A 14,767-nucleotide genomic window follows, 5' to 3' on the forward strand; every position below is an offset into this window, starting at 1 on the left:
GCTCGGAGATGTGTATACGAGACATCTTGCAGACCTTGCCAAGGTGGAGGCAAATCAGCCATTTACGGATGAACTCCGCACCTATGTCGCCGCCTTCGATCTCGCCGGCTTCATGACCTTCCTGCGCGGCTTCGACGAAAAGGTAGAAACCATTGGCTGAACCGGCCCTCCCCCGCGATATCGTTCTGCTGGTCGACGACTCCCCCGAGGCGCTTGGCTTCTTGACCGATGCGTTGGAGCAGTCCGGTTTTTCCGTGCTGATTGCAACCTCGGGCTCTGCAGCCTTGAATATCGTCGAGCGCATCACGCCGGATCTGATCCTGCTCGACGCGGTCATGCCTTCGATGGATGGCTTCGAGACCTGCCGCAAGCTGAAGGCCAATGCGGCCGTCAGCCAGGTGCCGGTGATCTTCATGACCGGCCTCACCGAAACCGAACACATCGTCCACGCGCTCGAATCCGGCGGGGTCGACTATCTGACCAAACCGATCAATATCGATGAGCTTCGCGCCCGCATTCGGGTGCATCTACGCAACGCGCGTTCGGCGCAAAGCGCCCGCGTTGCCCTGGACGCTGCTGGACGTCACCTGCTTGCCGTCAAAGGCGACGGTGCCGTTCACTGGTCGACGCCGCAGGCAACCCGCCTCGTCAATGCAGCGACGGGCAGTGACGACGGCATGGACATCGTCACCAATCATATTGCCGAGTGGATGAAAATGCGCGCTTCAGGCGGGCGCGATGCCGTCATCTCCATCGCAAGCGCGGGCCAGGCAACGCTTCAACTCGGTTTCCTCGGAACCATCGGACCCGACGAATATCTCTTCCGCCTGACCGCCGCCAATCAACGCAGCGACGACGCCGTGCTTCGCCAGCATTTCTCTCTGACCCAGCGCGAATCCGAGGTGCTGCTCTGGATCGCCAAGGGCAAGGCGAACCGCGATATCGGTGAAATTCTGGGACTGTCGGCACGCACGGTGAACAAGCACCTGGAGCAGATCTACGTGAAGCTTGGCGTCGAAAACCGCGCCTCGGCTGCGGTCAAGGCGGCGCATGTGCTGCATGAGATATGAGTTGTCTGGGCAGCTTATCGAGATCCCGACACGGCAAAGGCTGGAGATATTGATCCGGAAGGCGAAAGAACGCGATATCGTACGCATCGTGGAAATCCGAAACAGCGTTCGTGAAAACAGGCTATCCGATCCAGGCAAGATTACACTCGACGATCTGCGCTGGTTTATTGCAAACCCGGGAATATTCGTCTGGGAACAGGATGGCGAGGTCTTAGGTTTTTCCGCCGGGGACCCGCGCAACGGCAACATCTGGGCGCTGTTTGTCGATGATGCTTACGCAAAGCGCGGTATCGGAACGGCCCTTCTTGCCAGCGCCTGTTCGGTCTTGAAGAATGCAGGCCATGAGCGCATCTGGCTGACAACAGACCCGGGAACAAGAGCCGAGAAGCTCTATCGTCAAGCTGGCTGGGAACTGATTGGCGAGAAGGACAACGAACTGCTTTTCGAACTAAACCTGCCGACCGGCAGTGCCTGATTGGCACGCATTTCACAGTGGATAGGGATCCGCGCCTTCAGGTAGGAGAAATATTTTTACCAAGCTTAGGCAGCGATCCTTAAATCCTTTGCGCGTATGCAAAAGGCACCATAGGCGATTGAGCGGCGGACGGCGGCATGAAAAGCAGGCTTTACTATGTGGATCGGTTGAGGATCTTCGCCTTCGCCATTCTGCTCGTCTACCATTCGTCGGCGTCCTTCCTGCCCGACATCAACTGGCTGATCCACAGCGACAAGACAAGCGCCACGCTTTCTTTGGTCATGGACTTCCCGCGCGCTTGGCGGCTTGCGCTGTTGTTTTTCGTTTCGGGCATGGGAGCGGCCTTTACCTTCGGCTCGGCAGGCAGCCTGTCCTTCCTGCGCAAGCGCACGTTTCGTCTGCTAATACCCCTCCTCTTTGCCATGGCAGTGATCGTTGTGCCGCAGGTGTGGTACGAACGAATGTACGAGAATGGCTATCAGGGTTCACTTCTCGAATTCTGGACGACCCGCTACTTCACCGAAGGTCGCTACCCCAAGGGCAACTTCACGTGGGCGCATATGTGGTTCGTCGCCTATCTGCTGGTCATGTCGGTGATCTGCTATCCGATCTTCGGATACCTGGTACAGCCGGGAAACAAGATCGCAGCCTGGTTCGAACGCACTTCGAAAACCGGCTTCATCTACCTCTTTTTCCTGCTGCCGCTTGCACTCAACCTGGCGCTTTCGCCCTTCTTTCCGAAGCAAACGAATGCCCTCTACAATGACGGTGCGTGGTTTGCCGTTTGGGCAAGCTGGTTCGGACTGGGCTTCCTCATGGCCCGCCATCACAGTGCTCTAATCGAAACGATCATCGGCCGGCGATTCGTCAGTGCTGCGATCGCCCTGGTGACAAGCGGGCTGCTCTATCGCTACGCCTGGCTGGTGCCGGAGGACGAGGCGATCGGCAGCTACGCGCAAAATACGCCGCTATTCAAGGCAGGGATCTTCTTGCTGGCCTGGAGCATGATCCTGACCCTCGTTGGATTTGCGGCGCGTCACTTCAATCAGCCCAGCGAAAAGCTGTCTGGGCTGAACCGGCTGGTATTCCCGCTGTACATCGTGCATCAAACCGTAACGGTAGCCGCGCTGTACTATGTCCTGCCACTCGATATGCCGGTCGCCGTGAGCTATTCGATCGTCACGGCCGCCACCATCCTGCTTTCGGTGCTCTTCGCCGTTAGTGTCGACTTGGTGCCTGGCCCGGCACGTGTCCTGTTCGGCTTGAGCGATCATGGCAGGAAGATTGCAACAAGCGAGCCCGATCGGCAGCTCTCGCGATAGGTCATCCTGCGCCAAAGGGAACGAAATCAAACGACGCGATCGGGCGGCTCGCGCCCGTCGAAAAAGGCGGTGATGTTTTCCACCACCTTCATGCCCATTGCCGTTCGGGTCTCCTCCGTCGCGCTGCCTAGATGCGGCAGCAGGACGACATTCTCCATCGACTTCAGCTCTTCCGGCACCTGCGGCTCTGCTTCATAGACGTCGAGCCCCGCGCCGCGGATGCTGCCGCCCTGAAGGGCACTGATCAATGCCGCCTCGTCGACCACGTCGCCGCGCGCCGTATTGATCAGAAACGCGCCTTTCTTCATCGCCGCAAAGCGCGGTGCATTCATCAGATGCCGGTTCTGCGCACCGCCGGGGCAATGGAGCGAAACGAAATCGGAAGCGCCCAGCACCTCCTCCATCGTCGCCAGCTGGCGAGCCCCGTATCGCGCAGCCTCCGCGGCATCGATCGTCGAGCGATTGAAGAAGACGACGTCCATCCCGAAACCGAAATGGCAGCGCTGTGCAAAGGCCCTGCCGATGCGGCCGAATCCGATGATCCCGACCGTCTTGCCAGCCACCTTTGTGCCAATCAGGGGCGCCGGGCCCCACCCCTGCCCCGCGCCGCTGCGAAGCTGGCGCTCGCCCTCCCCGCCCCGGCGGGCAACGGCGAGCAGGAGCAGCATGGCGATGTCCGCGGTGCAATCGGTGAGAACGCCGGGCGTATTGGTGACCAAGACGCCTTTCGCCTTGGCGGCGGCGATATCGATGTGATTGTAGCCGACGCCGAAATTGCCTAGAATTTTCGCGCGGGTATCACCTTCGAAAATGCTGGAAGGCAGCTTGTCGGAAACGGTGGGAAGGACCGCATCATAGGCTGCCATCGCCTGCCGCATTTGATCGAGACCAAGCGGAATATCCTCCTCGTTGACATCGGCCACCACGAGCAGCGGTTTTTGTTCTCCGACCCAGAAGAGCGCCGTTCCGAGATCGGCGACCTCGCCCACCTCGCCGTCCTGGCGTAGCACGACACCATCGATCGGAGCGCGAATGATATAGCTGTCAAGGCGCGCTCTTTGGCCGGCGGCCAGCGCCTTGAGCTGCTCCACCTCACTGCTTGCCCGGTCGACTGACTGCTGGGCTGCGGTGTTTTTTTCCAGCATCAAATTGTAGCGCCGAAATTCCTGCTCCGCCAGCGCGAGCCGCGCCTCGAGTTCGGCAAGGGCCGCCCTCGCCTCGCTATCATCGAGGCGAGCAAGTATGTCTTCCTTTTTTACGGCTGCACCTTCGCAGTTGCATTGCTCGACGATCCGTTCGCGCACCAGCGGCGTGACTTTTGCCCAAGTCACAGGTTCGACAACGCCACTGGCATAGACGATTTCGGCAGCACTACCACGCGAGGGGACGACGACCGATACGGGGATGGGGCGCCAAACGTACCAAGCAGCCAAACCGCCTGCCACGGAGAGGGCGACGACAACGGAAAGCAAGCGGAACGGTTTCACACCATCTGCCTTGAACTGCTGCTGTTGCGAACCCTATAGCATCAGACCGACCGTCGGTCTATGATACAGCTGAAGAATTCGGCCGCAGCATCGAATTCCGCTCCGCTGGTCAGAAACGAGCGCCGCATGCGTGTCAAAAAAAACCCAGAAATCCGCTCGGGCGAATTGTTGGATTGCGCTCAGCGGCTCTTCTTCACCCATGGCTACGACAATACCACGATCAACGACATCATTCGTGAAGCAGGCGTGTCGAAGGGCGCCTTCTATCACTATTTTCCCTCCAAGGAGGCGCTGCTTGAAGCATTTGCCGCCCGCCTTGCCCGCAAAAGCCTTGAAGAGATTCGACCGCTCCTCGACGATCCTACGCTCGACGCCGTGGGACGACTGAACACGTTGTTCGCCGGATCGCGGCGTCTCAAGGTCGAGCTTGCCCCGCAACTGCGAACAGTATTCGATGTCATCTTCCGTCCAGAAAACATTGTGCTGTTTCACCGCATCGATCAGGCTGTGACCCGCATCGTGGTCCCGCTTTTAGCCGATGTTCTCCAGGAGGGAACAGAGGAGGGTCTCTTTGATGCACCAGATCCCGAAGCCTTCGCAGAGATGCTTCTGCTCTTTCGCCTTTCCCTCGGCAGCGTGATGCACGAGGCCCTGCTAAAGAGCCGCGAGGGCAATATCGAGCAGGCCGCGAAGATGCTCGATGATCGCCTCAGGCTCTATGGTATCGCCATCGACCGCGTCCTGAAGTTGCCCGAGGGAACGATCGAAGTAGCCGAAACGGGCTTTGTCCGAGCTTTGCTTGATGACTCTCAATAAAATAGCAACCATTGCGCAAAACCCGGCTGGCCAACCTGCCGGACGAGATTTGCACGACAGCGGTCATGACCGGAATAGGACAGCCGCACCACAGCGAAACGGTGGGTTCTGGGCAAGGCGACCGGATGGTTGGATCATCCGCAGCGCGATTCTGTTCTCCTGTCGAAGGTAACGCGGACCCATTCGATACAAGGAAGGGCCGTCGCCGGTTCGATCGTCATGAGGTTCTATCAAGAACTACAAATCGATGATGCGTCTTTGATTGCGCAGAACAAGCACCGGGAAGCTCCAGGCAGACCATCTTCGTTGAACACTCACAAGGCGTCTGCTGGAATCCCGCTTGGAGCCGGCTGACTGGGAAACGGGATGTGACCGATCCCCAGCGAATAGTGTTCCATTCGCATTCGAGCGGTGTTTCGAAGCCGGATTCGGCCCTCTGCGAAACGCCGCTTGCAATGTTTTTCCGCCGAGTCATAATAATTTTGCACACGTGCTCAATCTGTCACGCGGTCGTTACGCAAATCCCCTAGAGCGGAAACCGTTCGCGCTTTTCATGGGATCTCCGGGCCGGCCGTCAGCAATGGTGATTGGCCCGCCAAGAGGCTCGCACCAATCTCTGGGGAGATGAAGAGATGACTATTCTGCCGACACTGAAGTGCATGACCGTCGCGGCCGCCATCCTAGCCTCGACGACCGCCCTGTCCTTTGCCAAGGAGCTGACCGTTACCGTCTGGGCCGGCGGCACTGGCCCAAACGACGTCTATCGCCTCGATGCAATCGAAATTGCAGCCGAGCAGCTTCAGCGGGAAGCTGCTATCAAGGGCGAAGAACTCAAGATCAAGGTCGAGAAAAAGGCCTATAGCGGTTGGGAGGACTTCAAGCAGGCGATGACGCTTGCCGCCGAGGCGAAAACCGCTCCGAACATCGTCGTCACCGGCCACGAGGACATTGGCCCCTGGGCACAGTCCGGCCTGGTCGTGCCGATTGAGGACTATGTCGACCTCGATTCCTGGCCGCTTAACAACATCTATGAAAATCTAATGGACATTGCCTCCTTCAGCGGCACGGTCTACGGCATCCCGCAGGACGCCGAGTCCCGCCCGATGTTCTTCTGGAAGCCTCACATGAAGGCGATCGGCTATAACGATGCTGATCTCGACGCTCTACCGCAGAAGGTCCAGGACGGCAGCTACACGATGAAGAACCTGCTGGAAGACGCCAAGAAGATGCAGGACAAGGGCCTCGTGCAGCCAGGCTATGGCTTCTACCCGCGCTACACCAACGGTCCGGATTTCTGGCAATTTTACACGAGCTTCGGCGGGACGATGGAACAAGACGGCAAGCTGGTCTTCGACAAAGCTGCGATGCAGCGCGCGTACCAGTTCTTCGCCGACGCTGTAAAGGACGGTGTAACCAAGAAGAACCATATCGGGATGCCGGCCGACCAGTGGTGGAAGGAAGTGGCTTCCGGCAAGGCGGGGATCTGGCACGGCGGCACCTGGCATTATGCCCGCTACGTCAACCAGGAAGGCCTGAAGGACTTTTTCGGCAACGTCATCTTCACGCTGATCCCAGCCGGCGAAGGTGGCAAAGCCAACACGCTGACGCATCCGCTCGTCTATCTTCTGACCTCGGGCCACGACAAGGACGACACCGAGATTGCCGCCCAGTTGATCAAGATCGCCTCCGAGCCGCGCATCAATGTGCTGCATGCGGTCAAGTCCGCTCATCTCGGCATTTCGAAGTCGGAAACCGAGATCGAGCTCTACTCCTCCGACCGCTGGACGCGTGAAGCCACCGAGCGGCTTCTGCCCTACGCCAACGCGATGCCCAACAATGCCGATTTCGGCACCTACTGGAACATCATGTGGAAGGGCCTCGAGGCCTCCTGGACAGGCGCCAAGAGCGTCGATGCTGCCGTCAACGACGTAGAAGGCGAGCTGAAGGGCACGCTCGGCGACAAAATCATCATCCGCTAAGCGCAAGCAAGCCTCCGGGCGGCCTCATCCGCCCGGACATTTTGCGGAGGCTTTCATGAGATCGTCCAGAACGCTCGGGCTCATAATGATCGCACCGGCCGCGATCATGATTGTGCTGTTCTTCCTGATGCCGGTAGTGCTAACCGCCGTCTTTTCCTTCACGAACATGACGACCGCCACGGGCATTTCGGGCGGCGCCTACCAGATCGCCCCAAATTCTCTCATCGCGCTCAAGGACGAGATGCCGGAGGTCGTGCAGCAGCTTACCGAGCCGCGCTACGCGATCGACGAAGAGGGTATCAAGGGCGTCGAGGGCCTTGCGCTTGAGCCTGGCATCGCTAGGGAGCTGCGCGAAAAACATCTCGGTGAGGTCTTCTCCTCGCGCCGCGAAGCCGAGCGCATGATCAAGGATCTTACCGACCGGCCGTCGACCCGTGACGTCAAGCAAATCTCAGAGCAGTTCAACCGCTCCGTTGCCAATCTGCGTTTCTCGAGCAAGGAGGACCTTTTCGCCTCGCTCGACAAGTTCGGCTTCAAGATGACGCCGGAAGAGAAGGAAGGCCTCGCCAGCGCGACCTATACCGGCTGGAGCTGGACGACGGAAAACTTCTCGCGCATCGCCTCGTCACCGGACATGGCGCAGATCCTTTTCAACACATTGCTCTACGTCGCACTTGTGCTCGTGCTCTTCAACACATGCTACGCCATGCTCCTCGCGATCTGGACTCACTACATGCCGAACGTGCAGGCAACGATTTTTCGGTCCGTATGGCTCCTGCCGCGCATCACGCCCGTCGTTATCTACGTGCTGATGTGGAAATGGCTCGCTTGGGATACCGGCTTCATCTCCACCTTCATGGGCAAGTTCGGCTACGCGCCGAAGAACTATCTTCTCGACAACGCTTATAACGCTTGGCTCTTCGTGGTGCTGATTAACGGCTTCATCGGTGCTTCGATGGGCATGCTGGTCTTTTCCTCGGCGCTGAAGGCGATCCCGAAGAGCCAGTTCTTCGCAAGCGAGGTGGATGGCGCCAGCCGCTGGCAGCAAATCCGCTACATCATCCTGCCGCAGATGCGCTGGCCGATCCTGTTCGTCACCTGCTACCAGACGCTGTCGCTGCTTGCCTCCTTCAACGAAATCCTCCTTTCGACGCGCGGCGGGCCGGGCAAGGCGACCGAAGTCTGGTCGCTTGCCGCCTATCACACGGCGCTCAACAACTATGCCGGCAATCTGGAATATGGCCTTGGCGCCGCTATGGCGCTCGTCCTCGTGATTATCGGCATCATCCTGTCGCTCGCCTATCTGCGTGTCTTCAATTACGCCACGCTGGTTGCGCGGCCGCTCATCGAGGATTGATCATGGCGGAGAAATCCCAGCCCTCGGCGAACTACCGCACCTGGCCGGTCATTCTGGCACTCGCCATCGTCAGCCTGCCGCTGGTGCTGATGTATGCCTATCTCTTCATCGATACGGTCACCGACAAGCAACCGGCCGCGCTGATGCCGGATACGCTTACCCTGCGGCACTGGACATTCCTTTGGCAGACGCCGCCTGGAAGGCCGAACATCTGGCTGGTGACGCTGAACACGCTGATCTTCACGGCGAGCACGACGGCCGTCGTACTCCTCGTCTCTTCCATGGCGGGCTATGTGCTATCGCGGTTGAACGTGCCTGCCCGCGGTTTCTTCCTTGCCGGCGTCATGGTGCTGCACGCCTTCCCGTCGGTCACACTCATCATCGCGATCTTCATCGTACTGCAGATGGTCGGCCTTTATAATTCACTGATCGGCGTCATCCTTGTGAAGGCCGCGATCGACCTGCCACTCGGCATATGGCTGATGAAAGGCTTCTACGACAGCGTGCCCTGGGAGATAGAAATGGCCGGCGTCGTCGACGGCGCCTCGCGCTTCCGGGTCTGGCGCAGTCTCGTGCTGCCGCAGGTGCGTCCGGCGATCATGGCGCTGGCGCTCTTCTCCTTCCTTTCGAGCTGGGGAGAATTCATCCTGCCGCAGGTATTGGCCCCAGGCGGTCAGGTACAGGTGCTGTCGGTCTACCTTTCGGGGCTGATCGCCGATGACAATAATTTCGACTTCGGCACCTTCAAGGCGGTAGGCGTGTTCTACGTGATCCCGGTGCTGCTGCTTTACGGATTCTTCCACAAATATCTCATGAATATCTATGGCGGCGGGAGCAAAGGCTGATGCGAATCCTCCTCGACAATTTCTCGAAGAGCTTCGGCGCCACCAAGGTCATCGAAAACATGAACCTGGAAGTGGCCCACGGCGAGATGCTGGCCCTGCTCGGTCCTTCAGGCTGCGGCAAGTCGACGACGCTCTTTGCCATCTGCGGCATCCATCGCCCGACCGGGGGCCGCATCCTCTTCGGCGACCGCGATGTTACCGATCTCCCGAGCCAGGTGCGTAATGTCGGCGTCGTGTTTCAGTCCTACGCGCTCTATCCGCACATGACGGTTGCCGAAAACATCGGCTTTCCGCTGAAGGTCAAGGCAATACCCTCAGCCGACATCCGCAAGGAGGTCGACCGCATCGCCGCTCTCGTGCAGATCGGCAACCTGATGGGCCGTCGCCCCTCTGAGCTTTCCGGCGGTCAGCAGCAGCGCGTGGCGCTCGCCCGCGCGCTGATCCGCAAACCGGACGTCCTGCTTCTCGATGAGCCACTCGCCAATCTCGACGCAAAGCTCCGGCTGGAGATGCGCTCGGAAATCCGTCGCATCCAGCGCGAGACGGGCATCACCGCGATCCTGGTCACCCACGACCAGGTGGAAGCCATGAGCATGTGCGACCGCATCGCCATCATGAAAGAAGGTGAGATCATACAGATCGCAACACCGGCAGAGATGTATAACGACCCACGCACCGCCTTCGTTGCCGGCTTCCTGGGAAACCCGCCGATCACCTTCCTGCATGGCGTGGCTGCAAAGGGTGTCTTCTCCATTCCAGGCAGCGAGATCAAAGTTCCACTCCCCGCTTGCGTTGACGCCTCGGATGGCGCCAAGCTGACGCTCGGCGTGCGGCCGGAGCACTACAATCCAACCGGCGACGTGCCGGTCACAGGCGTCGTGAACTTCGCCGAAACGCAGGGCCGGGAAAATCTTTATGACGTGCGGATTGCTGGGGGACCACTGCTGCGCTCCATCCAGCCTGTCCGTCACGACATCAAGATCGGCGACGAGGTCACCTGGGCAATCGACAGCCGCAACGTGTTCATTTTCGACGAAAACGGACGGAGGCTCTGATGCAACGCGATTTCTCAGCCTTCTTCGAGCGTTACGGCTGGCCCGCCGGCAGGGGCCGGCTGCCTCTGTGCATCGGCCATCGAGGCGCAAGCGGGTATGCCCGCGAAAATACGCTCGCCGCCTTCCGCCTGGCGGCGGACCTCGGGGCAGAAATGTGGGAGCTCGACACGCAGTTGACCAAGGACGGCGTCGTCGTCGTTTCCCATGACGACCATCTCGAGCGCGTCTACGGCGTGGGCAAGCGTATTTCAAAGATGATGGCAACCGAGCTTGCCGCACTGGACGGCGTCGACGTCCCGACCTTCGAGGCGGTCGCCGACCTTGCCCGCGAGACCGGGACCGGGCTCTATGTTGAGCTGAAAGCACCGGGAAGCGGCCTCGCCTGCTGGCAGCAACTGCTCGAAAAGGGCCAGCGATTCGCCTGCCTCGGCTCCTTCGACACCGCACAGGTGCGCGCGCTTCGCCAAGCCGGTTGCGACTATCCGCTGTCTGTGCTTGTTCGCGTCGGCGATAACCCGCACGTCATCGGCGACGAGGCGGATGCCGATATCTTGCATCTTTGCTGGGAACGCGCCGGCGAGCGGCCGCAGGACCTGGTCACCCCGGCACTGATGGAGCGCGCCTTCGCACGAGGCCGCGAGATCGTTTTGTGGCATGAGGAAAGACGGCCGATCCTCGATGAGATCATGAAGCTGCCGGTGCTGGGTATCTGCACGGATCAGCCCGATATGATGCGCAACGTGCCGGGTGGGGAAAGTAAGTTTGGCAGACAAGGATAAAGGTCCGCGCAGAGTAACGTCCTTCGACGTGGCGCGTGTGGCGGGCGTCTCGCGCGCGGCCGTATCGCGCGCCTTCACGCCGGATGCGAGCGTTTCGCCGAAGACTCGCGAAAAGGTCTATCAAGCGGCCAAGGAGCTCGGCTACCGCGTCAACTACCTCGCCCGGAGCCTGACGAACAAGCGCTCCGATCTCGTCGGCGTCGTCGCCGCCGGGCTCGACAACCCATTCCGCACGCTTCAGATCGAACATCTGGCGCGTACGCTCATTTTCCGCAATTTCCGTCCGATCCTGTTGCCGACCTCCAAGGAAGCGGATACCTCGACCGTCATCGGTCAGCTTCTGCATTATGCCGTCTCCGGCGTAATCGTGACATCGGACGCGCCGCCGACGGAAATCTGCGAGCAGTGCGCCGCCGAGGGTGTGCCGATCGTGCTGATCAACAAGGGCGACGAGATTCCCTTTGTCGACCGCATCATTTCCGATGACCACACCGCAGGAAATCTGGCCGCCGATCACCTGGTCGATAAAGGCGCCAAGCGTCTCGCCGCAATTGCCGCGTCCTCCGTCTCCTACACGGCACGCCGCCGCTGCGAGGCCTTCCTTGCCCGCTGCCGCCAGCGCGGCCTCGAGGCGCAGCTCTTCACCGTCGCCCTAAACGACTATCAAAGCGGCTTTAACGCGGCATCCGGGCTCATCTCCTTGGGAATCGACGGCGTCTTCTGCGCCAACGACTACATGGCCTGCGGCGTGATTGACCGTCTGATGTCGGGCCGCAGCCGCGAAGACGGGCCCGCCATGCGCGTGATCGGCCATGACAATATCCCCCAGGCAAGCTGGGCTGCCTATGAGCTCACAACCATCCGCCAGCCTTGCGACCTTCAGGCCGACCAGGCGATCGGCCTGCTGATGAGCCGCATGGCTAAGCCGGATATGACGGCGCGCGTAGAATTCACGCCCGTTTCGTTGATCAAGAGAAGGACTGCCTGATGAGTTCCGCATTCGATCTCTCCGCCCTTGAGGCTCGCGCTGCGGCTGCGATAGAAATCGCACGTCACGTTGGCCGCGAGGCGGCCCGCTTCCGCGCGGAAAAGGGTTCGGGATTGAAGGTCGAAAACAAGGGCCTGCAGGATTTCGTGACCGTCGCCGACCGCAATGCCGAGCGGGCCATTTGCGACGGGCTGCTCGGGTTGTTCCCGCAAGACACCTTTGTGGGTGAGGAAACCGGCGGCGGAGCCGGCAGCACTGGGACCTGGGTGGTCGATCCGATCGACGGTACGACGAACTACATTCGAGGCCTCCCCCACTGGGGCGTCTCGATCGCATTTTGCGCCGAAGGCCGCCTGGAGATCGGCGTCGTTTACGATGCCGCCAAGGATTCTGTTGTCTCGGCAATCCGCGGCAGGGGCGCGTTTCGCGAGGGGACACCCATTCGTGCGGCAGCGACGAGCGATCCGGCCAATGCCATCTGCATCCTCGGCCATTCGCGCAAAACGAGCTTCGACGAGCACCTTTCCGTCTCCCGGCGCCTGCATGAGCGCGGCATGGACTACCGCCGCATGGGCGCGGCCGCGATCGACCTCCTACGTGTCGCCGAGGGTGCGGCTGATCTCTATTACGAGCGGCATCTGAACGCATGGGATATGCTCGCAGGCGCACTGATCGCTTTCGAAGCGGGCGCGAAAGTCGCCATGCCCGCGTTATCGGCTCTTCTGTTCGAAGGCGGCCCGGTCGTCGCCTATTCGCCGGGGCTTGCCCGGGAATTTGAATTCATCATGGAGATCGAGGACCTGGCGCCGGTGACGGACTAGCCAGACTGCCATGCACCGCCCAGGCGCGGGCTGGCTGCGCTTGTCGTCGGGAGCAACCGCGTAAGAGGAGATTGCCAATGAAAACCGTCTTTGTTCTCTTCGATTCCCTCAATCGCCACATGCTCGGCTGCTACGGCGGATCTCGAATACCCACGCCAAACTTTGACCGCCTTGCCGGGCGCTCGATGGTCTATGACAAGCATTATGTAGGCTCGCTGCCCTGCATGCCGGCACGGCGGGATCTCCTGACAGGGCGTCTGACTTTTCTGCATCGCAGTTGGGGGCCTCTCGAACCATTTGACAATGCCTTTCCAGAGCTTCTCAAGCAGAAGGGCGTGCATAGCCACCTGGTCACCGATCACTACCATTATTGGGAAGACGGCGGCGCGACCTATCACAATCGGTATACGACCTTCGAGTTCGTGAGAGGTCAGGAGTCGGATCCGTGGAAGGCAATGGTGCAGCCCCATTGGGAGCGTCTTCGGGAGAAATATCACGAAGCGCAGACCGGTGGCGGCCCGATCAGCAAGTACGGGCCATACATGATCAATCGAGAATTCATCAGGCAAGAAAAGGACTTTCCCTCTGTGCAGTGCTTTGCGCATGGTTTGGAGTTTCTCGATCTCAATCGCGAGGCTGATGACTGGCTCCTACAGATCGAAACATTCGATCCGCACGAACCCTTCTTCGCGCCGGAGCGCTTCAAGGAACCCTTCAAAACCGGATGGAATGGGCCCATCCGTGATTGGCCCCGCTATGGACGGGTCGAGGAGCTGCCGGAAGAAGCTGATGAACTCAGAGCGAACTATTACGCGATCGTGTCGCTATGCGATTTTCTGCTCGGCCAGCTGCTCGATTACTTCGATACCCACGATATGTGGAAAGGCACCGCTCTCATCGTCACAACCGATCACGGGTTCCTTCTCGGGGAACACGATTTTTGGGCCAAGAACCGTATGAACATGTACGAGGAGATCGTACACATCCCCTTGTTCATCCATGATCCACGCAAGCCTGCTGCGGGAAGGATTGACCGGCTGACCCAGTCCATCGACGTCGGGCCGACATTTCTCGATATATTCGGAGTAGATGCTCCGCCTGAGACAGAGGGAGAATCGCTTCTGAAGCCGAAGTCCAAGGACGCGGTTATCGTTGTCTATTTCGGCGGCGCGGTCAACGTACCCGATGGCCGCTATCCCTACCACAGGTTTCCAGCCGATCTCCTGAAGCAGGATATCTATCAGTATACAGTTATGCCTACGCACATAACGCGGCCGTTCACGCCGGAAGAATTATCAGGGGCGACGTTAGCCAAGCCGTTTTCGTGGACCAAGGATGTTCCTCTGCTGCGGGTCCCGGTGACCGAAAGATCGCCGATGTTCGACAATTATGGGCCTGGAGCATTGCTTGAGAAACAAACGCGTCTCTATGATCTGACGATCGATCCCGGGCAGGAGACGCCCCTTCACGATCCCGCGCGGGAACGGTGGATGTTTGAGTTGATGAAGGCCCTCATGCGATCAAACGATGCGCCTGCGGAAGCCTTCAAGCGCCTCGAACTATAAGAGACGTCATTGCCCGGACGTCGCCGTGAGTATCTCGCGGCCTGCGTTCTTCGCTGACGTTCATCACGTAGCCCGCGCCCCGGAGGACGACGTGGATCTCAAGAACTATTCAAACATCCGCGCCTGACCAAACCGTGTCGAGGCGCTGCCCGGCTTTGTCGACTTCCAGAAAACCCCAGTCGGCTTGGCGGCTTGAGGAGTATCACTG

The 14,767-nt window shown here is 59.7% G+C and carries 13 protein-coding genes and 1 pseudogene; 13 read left to right on the top strand and 1 reads right to left on the bottom strand.

Annotated elements, in window-relative coordinates:
• Positions 1-152: 152 nt before the first annotated feature.
• The 3 genes from C9413_RS15065 (at position 153) to C9413_RS15075 (ending at position 2,867) form a co-directional block, all read left to right on the top strand.
• Positions 153-1,070, top strand: a complete 918-nt coding sequence (locus C9413_RS15065; protein WP_039845677.1) for a response regulator transcription factor — start codon at positions 153-155, stop codon at positions 1,068-1,070.
• 1 nt (position 1,071) lies between these two features.
• Entirely contained in the window at positions 1,072-1,545 is a 474-nt protein-coding gene (locus C9413_RS15070; RefSeq protein WP_223843942.1) for a GNAT family N-acetyltransferase, read from the top strand.
• Positions 1,546-1,682: 137 nt separating this feature from the next.
• Positions 1,683-2,867 carry an acyltransferase gene (locus C9413_RS15075; protein WP_052451567.1) on the top strand — a complete coding sequence of 395 codons (1,185 nt, stop codon included), beginning with the start codon at positions 1,683-1,685 and terminating at the stop codon, positions 2,865-2,867.
• A 26-nt stretch (positions 2,868-2,893) separates the two neighbouring features.
• Here C9413_RS15075 and C9413_RS34200 read toward each other — a convergent pair whose 3' ends face one another.
• Entirely contained in the window at positions 2,894-4,354 is a 1,461-nt protein-coding gene (locus C9413_RS34200; protein ID WP_170250601.1) for an NAD(P)-dependent oxidoreductase, read from the bottom strand.
• A gap of 126 nt (positions 4,355-4,480) precedes the next feature.
• On the opposite strand from C9413_RS34200, the gene C9413_RS15085 reads away from it, so the two are divergent.
• From C9413_RS15085 to C9413_RS33315, 10 genes and pseudogenes are all read left to right on the top strand, one after another.
• On the top strand, positions 4,481-5,170 hold the full coding sequence (locus C9413_RS15085; protein ID WP_040116583.1) for a TetR/AcrR family transcriptional regulator: 690 nt from the start codon (positions 4,481-4,483) through the stop codon (positions 5,168-5,170).
• 632 nt (positions 5,171-5,802) lie between these two features.
• Positions 5,803-7,149 carry an extracellular solute-binding protein gene (locus C9413_RS15090; RefSeq protein WP_040115532.1) on the top strand — a complete coding sequence of 449 codons (1,347 nt, stop codon included), beginning with the start codon at positions 5,803-5,805 and terminating at the stop codon, positions 7,147-7,149.
• Between the two features lie 55 nt (positions 7,150-7,204).
• The gene (locus C9413_RS15095) at positions 7,205-8,506 is read left to right on the top strand and encodes a sugar ABC transporter permease (protein ID WP_040115533.1); all 1,302 of its coding nucleotides are present in this window, start codon (positions 7,205-7,207) and stop codon (positions 8,504-8,506) included.
• 2 nt (positions 8,507-8,508) lie between these two features.
• Positions 8,509-9,351: a carbohydrate ABC transporter permease gene (locus tag C9413_RS15100; RefSeq protein WP_040115534.1), complete on the top strand. Its 843-nt coding sequence runs from the start codon at positions 8,509-8,511 to the stop codon at positions 9,349-9,351.
• Positions 9,351-10,406, top strand: a complete 1,056-nt coding sequence (locus tag C9413_RS15105) for an ABC transporter ATP-binding protein (RefSeq protein ID WP_040115535.1) — start codon at positions 9,351-9,353, stop codon at positions 10,404-10,406. Before C9413_RS15100 ends, C9413_RS15105 begins: the two co-directional genes overlap by 1 nt.
• Positions 10,406-11,185 carry a glycerophosphodiester phosphodiesterase gene (locus tag C9413_RS15110; RefSeq protein ID WP_040115536.1) on the top strand — a complete coding sequence of 260 codons (780 nt, stop codon included), beginning with the start codon at positions 10,406-10,408 and terminating at the stop codon, positions 11,183-11,185. Before C9413_RS15105 ends, C9413_RS15110 begins: the two co-directional genes overlap by 1 nt.
• On the top strand, positions 11,169-12,173 hold the full coding sequence (locus C9413_RS15115; RefSeq protein ID WP_040115537.1) for a LacI family DNA-binding transcriptional regulator: 1,005 nt from the start codon (positions 11,169-11,171) through the stop codon (positions 12,171-12,173). Before C9413_RS15110 ends, C9413_RS15115 begins: the two co-directional genes overlap by 17 nt.
• Positions 12,173-12,994: an inositol monophosphatase family protein gene (locus C9413_RS15120; protein WP_040115538.1), complete on the top strand. Its 822-nt coding sequence runs from the start codon at positions 12,173-12,175 to the stop codon at positions 12,992-12,994. Before C9413_RS15115 ends, C9413_RS15120 begins: the two co-directional genes overlap by 1 nt.
• A gap of 77 nt (positions 12,995-13,071) precedes the next feature.
• Positions 13,072-14,559, top strand: coding sequence for a sulfatase (locus C9413_RS15125; RefSeq protein ID WP_210263506.1), 1,488 nt, complete (start codon positions 13,072-13,074; stop codon positions 14,557-14,559).
• A gap of 64 nt (positions 14,560-14,623) precedes the next feature.
• Positions 14,624-14,755, top strand: a pseudogene (locus C9413_RS33315) (glutathione S-transferase); the annotation flags it as partial.
• Positions 14,756-14,767: the final 12 nt, after the last annotated feature.

Source organism: Rhizobium sp. SEMIA 4085 (genome assembly GCF_013004495.1).
GTDB lineage: Bacteria > Pseudomonadota > Alphaproteobacteria > Rhizobiales > Rhizobiaceae > Rhizobium > Rhizobium gallicum.

Coding starts and splice junctions, on each gene's coding strand:
- C9413_RS15110 (WP_040115536.1), top strand. CDS start 10,406: ATGCAACGCGATTTCTCAGCCTTCTTCGAGCGTTACGGCTGGCCCGCC.
- C9413_RS15075 (WP_052451567.1), top strand. CDS start 1,683: ATGAAAAGCAGGCTTTACTATGTGGATCGGTTGAGGATCTTCGCCTTC.
- C9413_RS15125 (WP_210263506.1), top strand. CDS start 13,072: ATGAAAACCGTCTTTGTTCTCTTCGATTCCCTCAATCGCCACATGCTC.
- C9413_RS15105 (WP_040115535.1), top strand. CDS start 9,351: ATGCGAATCCTCCTCGACAATTTCTCGAAGAGCTTCGGCGCCACCAAG.
- C9413_RS15085 (WP_040116583.1), top strand. CDS start 4,481: ATGCGTGTCAAAAAAAACCCAGAAATCCGCTCGGGCGAATTGTTGGAT.
- C9413_RS15120 (WP_040115538.1), top strand. CDS start 12,173: ATGAGTTCCGCATTCGATCTCTCCGCCCTTGAGGCTCGCGCTGCGGCT.
- C9413_RS15090 (WP_040115532.1), top strand. CDS start 5,803: ATGACTATTCTGCCGACACTGAAGTGCATGACCGTCGCGGCCGCCATC.
- C9413_RS15095 (WP_040115533.1), top strand. CDS start 7,205: ATGAGATCGTCCAGAACGCTCGGGCTCATAATGATCGCACCGGCCGCG.
- C9413_RS15100 (WP_040115534.1), top strand. CDS start 8,509: ATGGCGGAGAAATCCCAGCCCTCGGCGAACTACCGCACCTGGCCGGTC.